The sequence below is a fragment of the Bacillota bacterium genome, assembly GCA_030019365.1.
Lineage (GTDB): Bacteria > Bacillota > Sulfobacillia > JACIYH01 > JACIYH01 > JACIYH01.
In genome coordinates this window covers 1-11,507 of record JASEFA010000009.1, presented here as the reverse complement: position 1 = coordinate 11,507, position 11,507 = coordinate 1, and the positions used below count along the sequence as shown (strand labels likewise).

Annotated in this window: 11 protein-coding genes; all 11 read left to right on the top strand. The window is 66.6% G+C overall.

What is annotated here, in order from left to right; translation table 11 throughout:
* Position 1: 1 nt before the first annotated feature.
* The gene (locus QME70_11405; protein MDI6895182.1) at positions 2-1,936 is read left to right on the top strand and encodes an O-antigen ligase family protein; all 1,935 of its coding nucleotides are present in this window, start codon (positions 2-4) and stop codon (positions 1,934-1,936) included.
* A gap of 108 nt (positions 1,937-2,044) precedes the next feature.
* The gene (locus QME70_11400) at positions 2,045-2,446 is read left to right on the top strand and encodes a prepilin-type N-terminal cleavage/methylation domain-containing protein (protein MDI6895181.1); all 402 of its coding nucleotides are present in this window, start codon (positions 2,045-2,047) and stop codon (positions 2,444-2,446) included.
* Positions 2,447-2,499: 53 nt separating this feature from the next.
* Complete coding sequence (locus QME70_11395) at positions 2,500-3,741, top strand: hypothetical protein (protein ID MDI6895180.1); 1,242 nt, start codon at positions 2,500-2,502, stop codon at positions 3,739-3,741.
* Positions 3,705-4,151, top strand: a complete 447-nt coding sequence (locus QME70_11390) for a prepilin-type N-terminal cleavage/methylation domain-containing protein (GenBank protein MDI6895179.1) — start codon at positions 3,705-3,707, stop codon at positions 4,149-4,151. Before QME70_11395 ends, QME70_11390 begins: the two co-directional genes overlap by 37 nt.
* Before the next feature lie 2 nt (positions 4,152-4,153).
* Positions 4,154-4,660 carry a prepilin-type N-terminal cleavage/methylation domain-containing protein gene (locus QME70_11385; GenBank protein ID MDI6895178.1) on the top strand — a complete coding sequence of 169 codons (507 nt, stop codon included), beginning with the start codon at positions 4,154-4,156 and terminating at the stop codon, positions 4,658-4,660.
* 417 nt (positions 4,661-5,077) lie between these two features.
* A complete protein-coding gene (pilM, locus tag QME70_11380; GenBank protein MDI6895177.1) occupies positions 5,078-6,535 on the top strand; it encodes a type IV pilus assembly protein PilM in 1,458 nt (485 codons plus the stop codon).
* A complete protein-coding gene (locus QME70_11375) occupies positions 6,532-7,059 on the top strand; it encodes a PilN domain-containing protein (protein ID MDI6895176.1) in 528 nt (175 codons plus the stop codon). Before pilM ends, QME70_11375 begins: the two co-directional genes overlap by 4 nt.
* Positions 7,056-7,685, top strand: a complete 630-nt coding sequence (locus QME70_11370) for a hypothetical protein (GenBank protein ID MDI6895175.1) — start codon at positions 7,056-7,058, stop codon at positions 7,683-7,685. Before QME70_11375 ends, QME70_11370 begins: the two co-directional genes overlap by 4 nt.
* A 299-nt stretch (positions 7,686-7,984) precedes the next feature.
* The gene (locus QME70_11365; GenBank protein MDI6895174.1) at positions 7,985-9,091 is read left to right on the top strand and encodes an ABC transporter ATP-binding protein; all 1,107 of its coding nucleotides are present in this window, start codon (positions 7,985-7,987) and stop codon (positions 9,089-9,091) included.
* Positions 9,084-10,010, top strand: coding sequence for an ABC transporter permease (locus QME70_11360; protein ID MDI6895173.1), 927 nt, complete (start codon positions 9,084-9,086; stop codon positions 10,008-10,010). The genes QME70_11365 and QME70_11360 overlap by 8 nt, the downstream gene beginning before the upstream one ends.
* Positions 10,001-10,957, top strand: coding sequence for an ABC transporter permease (locus QME70_11355; GenBank protein MDI6895172.1), 957 nt, complete (start codon positions 10,001-10,003; stop codon positions 10,955-10,957). Before QME70_11360 ends, QME70_11355 begins: the two co-directional genes overlap by 10 nt.
* Positions 10,958-11,507 lie beyond the last annotated feature (550 nt).

Sequence of the window (11,507 nt, the reverse complement as noted above, 5' to 3'; positions counted from 1 at the left end):
TATGACCTGGGCGGCCCGGCTGGTGATAATAGCGCTTCTGGTCTCGCCGTGGCCGCTGGGTTCGTGGTACACGGGCCCCCGCACTCTCATCTACCTTTTGGTGGTGTTCGCCGCGTACCTCCTGCTGCGTCCCGGTATCGAGTCTGCTGCCGCCCGGCTGGACTTTTACGGTCCGGACTTGTGGGTTGCCCTGCCTCTGGTCATGGCGCTGAGCCTGTCCTGGTCGGTGGCTCCTTCGGATTCTTACGAGCAGGCCCTCTTTTGGTCCGCTGCCGCCCTGCTGTACGTGTGCATCTCTCGCCTGATGGATGACGGGGTCGTGGTTCGCCTGGTCCGTGTGCTCACCTTGCTCGGGGGCGCCCTGGCAACATACACCCTTTATGAGTACTGGAACTTCCCCTCATCCTTTCCCGCAGCCAGGATGAGCGGTCCCTTCACATATCCCAACAGCTATGGTGCCTACCTGCTGGCACTGGCCTCCGTCACCCTGGGGCTGGCTGCGGGGGCGGCGGGCAGGTGGTACGCGCTCGGGCTCGTGTGCGCGTCGTCACTGGTCGCCTCCATTGTGTACACCGGTTCCCGGGGAGCGTTGCTGACCGTTCCCCTGGCGCTGGCCGTGTTCCTGTGGCTGGCTCCCGACCGCCGGCGCGCTGCCCGGTGCCTGGTCCTGTCGGTGCTGGGCGGTGCCCTCATCTTCGTGGCCCTCCTCCTGCTCCAACCTGCCGGCCGGGGCCTGCCCGTTTCGGCTCATGCCCGGAGCCTCAGCCTGGCGGGGGAGCGGGTGATAACGGTGGGGGGTAGTGCTTCCTGGGCCGGGCGGCTGGAGTTCTGGCGCTCCGGTGTGCGGGCCTTCCTGGCCAGTCCCTGGGTAGGCCTGGGAGCGAGATCGTATCATCAGGTAGCCACGGCCTACCAGCTCACCCCGGAATTGTTTGCCAGCTACCTGCATAGTGATTATCTGCAGTTCCTGGCGGAGCTAGGTTTGGTGGGGGGTGGAGCGGTGGTGGCCGCCCTGGCGGGCACTGTCCAGGGGGCGCGCCGGTTGGGCCACCGGGCTCGTGCCCGCGTAGCTCCCCCTGGGGAGGACGCCACCGGGACCGGGCGTGGCGTCAATCCTGTCATGACTTGCGCCGGGGTGGGCGCGGGTAGCGCGGCGGGAGTCTCCGCTATCCTGGCCCACAGCCTGGTTGATCTGGACCTGCAGTTTCCGGCCGTCGTGCTGCTCCTGTTCACCCTTCTGGGGGTGATGGTAAGGGTGGCACCATCGGCGGCGGTTGTCTATCGGGTTTCTGTTCCAACCGCACTGAGAAGATGGTTGCCGCGCGCCCTACCCACGCTTCTGCCCCTCCTGCTCCTGGTGGCGGTGGTTCTGGGAGTGAGACCATATGGCGCCCTGGTAGCCCGCCAGCGGGCCCAGGATGCCCTGGAGGAGGGAAGCCTGCCCCTTGCTCTGCGCCGGGCCGAGGTGGCCCGGGCCGTCATGCCCGGGCATCCCCGTACCGCCATGTTGCTGGCCCACATCCTCCGGGAGATGGAGGCCCGCGAGAGCGGTGCGCGGGATCGCACATACTGGCGGGCGCGGGCCGTTGATGCCGCTCTGGCGGGTGCCCGGATCAACCCTTACGATCCTTACCTCCAGGACCTCGCTGGCAGCCTGTACGTGGAAGCCGGAAACGTACCTGCTGCCCTGGCGCACCTGGAACGGGCGGTCACCCTCTTCCGCTGGGAGCCGCGCATCCGCTTGCACCTGGCCCTGGCATATGAGGCTGCCGGGCAGAAACGACGGGCGGTGGAAGAGCTGGCCTTAATGCTTTCTCACCGTTCTGAATTCCAGAAGGCTGTGGGCGCCCCGGCGGCGGAACTGGAGGCGGTATTCCGGGAGGCGACCCGGCTCCTGGTATCGCTGACCGGCCCACCCGGTGGATATGGGCCTTGACCAGCATTTACCGATAATGTGGTAGTCGGGAGGATTTTTACCACAAATGGCGAACATGTCCTCAGTTAACGGGCGGGATGCCCGGTAGCGAAGGGAGCGGATGGAATCATGAAGGGTCTGAGGAGGGACCGTCGGGGCTTCACTCTCATCGAGCTGGTCGTAGTCATCACCATCCTGGGTGTGCTCGCGGCCGTGGCCATTCCGTCCGTCGGCGGGTACGTGGACAACGCCAAGAAGAAGGCCGCCAAGGCCGACGCCAAGAACATCCAGACCGCCCTGCTCATGTACAGGTCGGAAAACAATGCATATCCGAGTGGCATTGCCGGTTACGATGCGCTGCGCACGTGCATATTGGACTATGTCTCTCTGCCGGCCGAGGAGAGCAGGGCAAATTTCACGTTCCAGAGCTACGCCACTGACGCTACGCACGGGTTCTACGCGCTGATCAAAGCCAGGGACAGCGACACCAGCTCCATCACAATATACCAGGATGACATTATCGGGCCCTGAGCACGGGAAGGCAGACTGACCCCGGGAGACAGGGCTGTACGGGGGCTGCGCTGGTGAGCAGCATCCGGGGCGAGGATCGGCCGGCTGAGGCAGGGTCGGTGCTGTTGCTGGCGGTGGTGTTCGTTGCGGCCCTGTCGGTGCTAAGCCTGTCGCTGTTGGGATGGGCGGCCAGTGGGTCCAGGCGGGCGGCGGTGGAAATCGCCCGTGCCCAGGCCCTCTATCTGGCGGAGTCGGGAGTTTCCGACGCACTGCATCAGCTGAACTCGGGTACGCTGGATGTTCCGGCCCCGGGAGGTGAAAAGGAGTTCTCCTCCGGGGCATCGCTGGATTGGGCGCTGGGTTCCTACCAGGTTGTGGTCTCCCGTGCGGGGAACGACGAGGCTCGGCGGCTGCTCGTGCGTGCCACGGGGCGGGCCGGAGTTGCTGCCCGGCTCGTCACCGTGGAGGCAGGCCAGCAGCCGCTGGTTCCTGGCTCCGTCTTCTCGGCGGGTCCCAAGCGGGATGGTGTTATCGCTACCGATCCGGCAGATCCGCGTTACGGCCCCGATTTCTCTCCTCCACCCATCGACTTCGAGATGCCGGCTTTGCCCTCACCTGTGTCCCAGTGGGATTACCGGACGTCCCTGTCGGCCGGAACCCATGTCTTCGATCGCATCGATGTGAAAAACAACGAGAGCCTGCTAATCCAGGCGGACGGTCCGGTGGGGGTATACGTCAAGGGGTACGTGCGCCTCGGCGAGAAGGCCACCTTGCAGTGTGTGGGGCCGGGGCAGGTGCGGTTCTACGTATACGGTGATCCGGCGGATTCGGACGGTTGGGTGTTGTCCGTGGGGAAGGTCGGAAAGGTGCACAGTGAGGGGCCGTCCGCGTGGACCATTGACGGGCCCACCCTGCTGGGCAAGGATGCCCTGTGGACCCAGGAGTCGGCGGACGCCCCTGTGACTCTCAATATCAGAGGCAGGTTGGTAGCTGATCGGAAAGCGGTCCTGGGTTCACAGCCGGCTGACGACCAGGCGCCCCGTGTGCTGGTGGTACTTGCGCCCGGCAACAGCACCGAGGTCCTTGAGCTGGGGGACAAAACCGCGTGTGTCGCTATGGTGTACGCCCCTGATGTGGATGTGACCATGGGTAAGGATTCCCATCTTCAAGGGGCGCTGGTCTGTCATTCTCTCACTCAGGAGAAGCAGGCTGCCTGTGAGTGGAATCCAGCCATCGCAGAACTCGGGGGTGGCCTCCCGTGGGAACCGCTGGCGGGTTGGTGGCAGGTTACCGCGGGTACGTGGTGCGCACCATGAGGAGGCTGGGCCGCTGGCGAAGAGAACAGAGGGGGGTAAGCCTTCTCGAACTGGTGGTGGGGCTCGCGATCCTGGTCGTAGCCCTGCTTCCCTTTCTTTCGTGTCTGGCTACGGCCTCCCGCGGCGTCAGCTTGAGCCGCTACCGCCTGGAGGCGCTGGAGTTGCTGGTGCTCGCCGCCGAGGAAACCAGGACCGGCCTGGAAGGAGGGACCATCGGGGAGCCGTCTGCGCCCGTCACCCAGACGTTTGAGCATTACGGCGGAACTGAGTTTGTTCTCACGCGGACCCTCGAGCCTGTGGGGCATGGGACCGAGCGAATGGTGCGCGTGCGCTTGTCGCTGGCATTGGGCGATCGTAACGTAGTCGAAGCTGTATTCCTGTGGTACCGCTGGTACCGCCCGGAGGTGTGAGCTTGCGCCACGGGCACAAGGGTCTTACTCTGGTGGAGGTAGTGGTGACCGTGGCCGTGCTCGGGATCGCGGTGCTGGCGATCGACCAGGCCTGGGTGCTGTTCGCCGCTGGTTACGGACGCACGACGGAACAGGCGTACCGTCAGGAGCGGGCCGTGGCCGTATTGAGGGAACTGGTGGACGGGGCCGGCGACGAACCGGGGCTCAGGGCAGCATGCGAGGTCCGCACGGCATCCGGCGGCGATGGTATCGCTTACGCGGTGAGAAGGGCAGGTGGGGAGCGGAGAGTCGTGGAATACTACCTGGTCGGGTCGGAGGTGTACCGGTCCGCCCGGGACTGGTACGACGGGTGGCCGGAGTGGACGGGCGGATCGGTTGCCTTAACGGGAGTATCTGCTTTTTCGATCAACTCGGAGAGCGGTGGTCTGTACCGCATAACACTAAGTTTGCAGGGGGAGCCCGGCATAGCTCTGGTAACCGGTGTCCAGGCGCGCAATGCGCCGCGCTGACCGGGTGTGCCCGGGCGGGAGAGGGCCATGTCCGTAAAGAGAGAGCGACCGGGGAAAACGCGTCACCCCGTTGTCGCTGATGGCATCACGGAACCTGAGGTACGGGGCTTGATGGGACCTCTGCCGCTCGCGCCAGGGCCGGCGGTGAAGCGGCCCAGCGGTAAGGCCTGGCCGCTCCCTGCGCTTTCTCCGACCCGATACGCGCCTCTCCCCGCCCGGCTGTCCATCGACGGGACCATAGGGCGCAACGCCCCGCGGGATGGCGGACGATCTCCCCTGCGTGCTGCTGTCTCTCTCTTTTCCCGCCCCGGATGGCGCGCTCACGGACGTTCGCCCTGCACTGCACCAGTTGACGACGCCGTCCCCCCCATTGTCACGCCCGCGGCAGATGAGGATTTGTCCGGGAGGACTCTCCCGGTGGGTGCTGCTCCCGCAGAGACGCCCCCGGCCGTGGGAGGCTCGCCTGAGGCGACATCGCCGCCTGGCGGGGCACAGGCGGTGGTACCCCCCGATGCCGGCCGGGAGGCCGTTGCCGCGGGGAGCCGCGTCGACGACGCCGGCACGGTGGCAGCAGGGTCGGTGGAGGGCGGCGTCCCCGGCGAGAGCGCGGGGGCCGCGGGACCCGTGGAGGCCGGAGTCGACGACGAGAGCGCAGGAACTGCGGGATCCGTCGAGGGCAGAGTCGGCGACGAGATGATCTGTGAGGTGGCGGAGGTCGGGGAGGTCGAGGAGGCTGCGGTAGCCGCGGAGCTGGAGGAACCCGCAGAGGCCACGGAGAGTATTGCAGCCGGGCGGGATGTGTCTTCCGGCCTCGCGCCCGGGACAGGCCGGGCAAGGGGAATCCTGGGCGTCGACATTGGTTCCCGGTGGCTGAAAGTGGTGCAGGCCGAAATGTCCGGAGGTATGCTCACCATCTGGCGCTACGGGACCTGGCCGGTGCCGGAGGGGGCGGTTGTGGGAGGACAGATCCAGGATCTCGCCCGGGTTGCCTCTCTCCTGAGGGAGGCGAGAAACATCTTCCGGGGTCGCCATTGTGTGAGCGCCGTTGACGGACAGAGGGTCATCACCAGGCAGGTAGAGTTGCCCCCCATGGGGCGACGTGAGTTGGAAGCCATGTTCAGGCTGCAAGGGGAGCATTACCTGCCTCTCCCCTGGAGTGAGGCCGAGATGGACTTTACCGTCCTCGGCCGGAGCGAGCGTCAGATGAAGGTATTGCTTGTGGCTGCTCATTCTGGGACGGTGCGGGGACTGGCACAGGTCGTGGAAATGGGAGGTCTGGTACCCCTTGCCCTGGAAACCGATAGCGTGGCACTGGCGCGGGCGCTCGAGCTGGCGGGGAGCATGGACCGGGGCCCGGATCCCCAGCCGGTATTGACCATAGGTGTGCATGCGGGGGCCATGGGGACGCTGGTTTTCGCCGGCCGGCAGGGCGCTCCCTTGCTCGCGCGGGTACTGCCGGTGGGGGGACAACACTTCACGGAGGTCCTCGAGCGGGAGCTCGGCGTGGGGGAGGATGCTGCCGAGGCCTACAAGAGGGAACGCGGACTGGAGATCTCCGAACTGAGGCCTTTGGCGGACCGTCTGGCCGGTGAGATCAGCAAGACGGTGGAGTACTACCTGGACCAGAGTGAGCGTGGTGTCGCGCCCCGAATTCTCCTGACGGGGGGAGGGGCCAGGCTGCAAGGTTTCTGCGAGGTGCTGGCCTCGTGGTTGGAGCAGGCCCTGGCCCGGTGGGGTCGGCTTCCCGTCGGTCCCCGGTGGATCGGGCTCGCCCGACTTCCCGAGGACCGGGTCAGATGGGCCTGTGACCCACTGGCCTTCGGGCCGGAGCACTTCCTCGCCCTGGGGTTGTCATTGCGGGGGAACACGAGGTGACCACCATTGACCTGCTGCCGCGAGAGATCAAAGAGCGCACCCGCAGGCGCCGGGTGCGGTTGGTCCTGGCCATGGTTGCCGGCGTGCTGATAGCCGGCCTGGTAGGGGCACGGATGGAATTGATCCACCAGGTGGAAGCATGGGAAGGTAGATTGGCTCGGGTGGAGGCCGAAAGGGCACGGCTGGACCGGGTGGCCGAGAAGAAGGCGGAAGTCGCCCGCCTGGAGCAGTTGCTGGGCCAGGCGAGGACTCCGACCGGAGCCGTGATTCCTCCCTGGGGCGAGCTCCTCTGGTTTCTGGCGAGTGTCACCCCTCCGCAGGTCGTATTGCGGGAGTTGCGCTGGGACGGTACGACGCTGCATCTGTCGGGTCAGGCTGCTGACCTGGTGGCAACTGCCGCCCTGGTACGGGCTCTCGAAGGGTGCCCCTACCTCGACCGGGTTGCTCTGGCCCAGGTGACGCGGGGCGAGCAGAAAGGTCTTCTGGTGTTTACCGTCACCGCCGCCTGGAAGGGGAGCAGATGAAGCTGAGGGGGCTCACGCAGAGAGAAAAGCTACTCATGGCGGCGGCAGCGAGCCTCCTCGTCCTCGGCGGTTTGACCGCCGCTATGCTCTTACCCGCCCTGAGCCACCTGTGGGCGCTGAAGGTGGAAGTGACCGAGGGTGAGCAGCTGGTATCCCGCCTGCGTGACCTGGAGGGCCAGGAGGCCGCTCTCGACGATCGACTGCAGGAGTTGCGTGAAGCAGTTACCCGTGAGGGGCGGGATGTGAGCGCTCCCTTTGGTCCTTCGGAAGTGCTCATGCTCCTGCAAGCTGCTCAGGACATCTGGGGATTGTCCTGGGAGCAGCTGACCTTCGGCGCTGGCGACAAGGGCCTGTTCACGGTCCGCGTAAGTGGGACAGGAGGATACGGCCCGGTTTCCGAGTTCCTGCAGGCCCTGCGGTGGTTCCCGCATACCGCCAGCATCAGCCTGGCGTCGCTGCGGCCCGCGGGAGCGGCAGTGCGGTTTGACCTGGAGATCGGTTTCCAGTTGAATCCGGTTGTTCCGGTCACGGGTCCCACTGCCCCTCGGCCGACCGTAAGGCTGCAGGTTCCCCCGCTGCCACCGCCATCGGAAGGACGGGAGAACCCGTTTGGCCCCGTCCGCTGATGGAGCAGCCGGCTCGTCGCCGCCGGCCCCGCAGTGCCACCGGCGCCCGGTCCGGTTGGCTGTTATTGACATGCGTGGCAGGCGTGTGGTATTCTCGCGTGGGTCGAGATGGGAGGAGGTGCGGTGGTGCGCATCCGTGAGGTAAGCGGCGCAACCTGAAACCGCCCGGTCCAGGTGAGGCTGTCCGGGCCCCTGGCCGGAGCGGCAAGGGCTTTCTTGCCCTGGCTCCAGCCGGTGGGTCTTCGTTTTTCTGCGGGAGAGCCGGGGCAACCCGGCTCTCTTTTGATGGGAGGATTCAGATGCTGGCGATAGAGGTGGAGAAGCTCACCCGTACCTTCTCCGTCCGTGGTGAGAAGAAGAACAGGGGGCGGTCCGCCGCCGGCCCGGAGCAGCCAGATGCCGGCGTGGGCGGTGGGCGCGGGGGCTGGCTGCGGCGGCGGCGGGACCGGGTGGTGCGGCAGGTAACCGCCCTGGGTGGGGTGGACATGGAGGTGCGGGAAGGGGAGCTGTTCGGCCTGCTGGGCCCCAACGGGGCAGGCAAGACCACCCTCATCAAGATCCTGGCCACGCTCCTTTACCCCACGTCGGGCCGGGCCCTGGTGGGGGGCCACGACGTGGTGAAGGATCCCATGGCGGTGAAGCGCATCATCAACATGGTTTCCGGCGGGGAATCGGTGGGATACGACATCCTCACCGTGCGGGAGAACCTGTGGATGTTCGCCCAGTTCTACGGCATCCCCTCGCGCGAGGCCATGCGGCGCGTCGACGGTCTCATCGAGAGGCTGGGCCTGGGGGAGAAGGCCAACTCCCGCATCAACCGGCTGTCCACCGGCCAGAAGCAGAAGATGAACTTCGCCCGCGGTTTCATCTCCGACCCGGCCGTGATATTCCTGGACGAACCCACGGTGGGCCTTGACGTGAATGCCGCCCGCGCCATCCGCGGCTTCATCCGGGAGTGGATCGGCGAGCGGGCCGGCCGCACCGTGCTCCTGACCACGCACTACATGGCCGAGGCCGACGAGCTGTGCGACCGGGTGGCCATCATCGACCGGGGGCGCATCCTGGCCTGCGGTGCGCCTTCAGCCCTCAAGCGGTCGCTGGGCCGGGAGGTGGTGATCCGCCTGGAGGTCGACGGCGGGGCGGCGGCGGACGAGCGCTTGGCCGGCACCGTGGGAGGCTGGCCGGGGGTGAAGTCCTCGAGCCGGCGGGTGGTGCCCGGCAGCGGCGCGTGCGAGCTGAGCCTGATCCTGCACGAGGAGGCGGCCATCGTCCCCGTGATGGGACGCATGGATGAGGCGGGCATCCGCGTGAAGGCCTTCCGCAAGGAGGAACCCACCCTGGAGGACGTCTTCGTGTCCCTGGTGGGCAGGGGGCTGGAGGAAGGCGCAGGTGACAACCATGCCTGAATCGTCTCCCCGCGGGATTCCCGAGAGTGCCGAGGCGTACCCCACCGGGGCGGCGCCGGGCGGGACCGCAGCACACTCCATGCGCCGCGGGGGAGGGCACTCGGCGGGCTCGTACCTGGTTGACAACCTACGGGCACTGTGGGGACGTGCCTACGTCCGCGTGGTAGGGACGAACCGGGAGCTCTCCTGGTTGTTCTTCGACACCGTCCTGCCCGTACTGGGTGTGGTCGCCTACGTGTACATCTACCGCTCCATAAAGGCTCCCGAGGTGTTCGTCGGCTACGTCATCCTGGGGGGTGCCATCTCGGCCTACTGGCTGCACGTGCTGTGGGGGATGGGGTCGACCTTCTACTTTGACAAGCAGAGCGGGCAACTGGAGCTGTTCTTCGTCGCTCCCATCTCCCGGATGGCCATTCTGGGGGGCATGGCCTTCGGAGGCATGGTGCAGACCACGGTGCGGGCGGCCGGGGCCCTGATACTGGGCAGCCTCGCCTTCGGGGTAAAGTACCGTACGGATGCCTTGGGCCTCCTGGTGGTGGGGTTCCTCGTTACCCTCATTGCCCTGTACGGACTTGGGATGGTGTTTGCCTCTCTCTTCCTGCTGCACGGGCGGGAGGCCTGGCACCTGTCCAACCTCCTCCAGGAACCCATATTCCTCCTGTGCGGGTTCTACTTCCCGGTCAGGGCCCTGGGCTTCTGGGCGGCGGCATTGGCGGGCGTCGTCCCCCTGACCCTGGGGCTGGACGCCCTCCGCCAGCTGGCCTTTGCCGATGCCGGCATGGGGCTCCTGCCGGCGGGGGTGGAGGTGGCCATCAACGCCGGGCTGGCCGTGCTGTACCTGGTGGGTGCCGCGCTGGCCCTGGCCCACATGGAGCGGATCGCCAAGCGAGAAGGGAGGCTGACCATGCGATGGCAGTGAAGACGACCGGCAGCTCCCCCTCCTCCGGGGCGGGCAGCCGGGACGGCCGGCGCGCGTCGGACAGCCACCTGCTGCGCGGGGCGGGAGGGTGGCACGTGCTGCGCCAGGCGGGAGGGTGGCACGTGCTGCGCACGGGGGCCTGGCTGGGCTGGCAGATCGGCTCCAACTGGACCGACCCCTTCCTGTTCGCAGTGTATTCCATCTTCCGGCCGGTGGCACAGGGGCTGATCCTGGTCTTCATGTACCTGGTGATCTCCCGGGACGCCCTTTCATCGCCCATGTTCGCCCACGTGTACCTGGGCAACGCCTTCTTCGCCTTCGTGGGGCAGGTCATGATGGGGGTGAGCTGGTGTATCCTGGAGGACCGGGAGTTCTTCCGCACCTTCCGCTACATCTACATCCTGCCCGGACGCCTGCAGTGGTACATCACGGGCCGCGCGGCGGCGGGCGCCGCCATCGGCGCGCTCTCCGTGGTGATCCTGCTCGTCTTCGGCCGCCTGTTCCTGGGGCTGCCCCTGCACCTGGCCCGGGTCAACTGGCCGTATTTCCTGCCCGTGCTGCTGCTGGGGGTGGTGGCGTGCGCGGCCATGGGGATGGCCCTGGCCGGCGTATACCTGATCAGCGCCCGGCACGGTGGGGCGTACTCGGAGGCGGTGGCGGGACTGTTCTACGTCCTGGCGGGCGTGGTCTATCCCATAGACATCCTGCCCGCATGGGTGCAGCCTGTCTCCCGTGTGCTTCCGCTCACCTGGTGGGTCGAGGGCCTGCGGCGGGCCTGCCTGGGCCACGGCATGGCGGCTTCCCTGGCCTGGGCGTCAGATGGCATGATCCTGGCAATACTGCTGGGCACGGCCGTGCTGCTGGTGCTGGTGTGCCTGGCCGTCCTGGTGGGTTGTGAGAGGGTGGCCAGGCAGCGTGGCCTCCTGGACGTGGCCACCTTCCACTGATCCCGCGCGGGTGCGCCGCCGTCTCCTGGACGTGGCCACCTGACCCCACCCGGGTGCACCGCCGCCGGAATGGGGAGTCGTACAAAAATCACGGTACGACGTACCGCAAAAACTGAGGTACGGGGGCAGCGCGAAAGCCCAGCGAGGCGTAACCGGCATATGAGCTCTGAATACGGCTGGCTTGGCTGAGCAATTAACTATCTAATGCTGGTAACTGCAGGTAGTAGATCGTCAATTGCCCGCCACCTGCATGGCCGCGGCCCGATGAAGGGCGCCGCGGTGCCTCCGCGGATGACCGTCCTTCAAAAAACCACGGACGCCGTCCGACGAAAAATGATGGACGCCCCCCCTCATGAAAGGTGATGGACGCCCCCGATCATGAAAGGTGTGAACGCTGCACTCCGCCTGCGGGTCGCCGCTTGCGGCGCTGTCAGCGGCCGTGCTGTTGGCTTGCCGGCGGCCCTGGCCAAGTCCGTGCGTCAGCGCTGTGCCGGCGTCAGAGAAATTGAAAGTTGCCAGGATAGGCATGGATGTTGTGATTAGCTGAGGG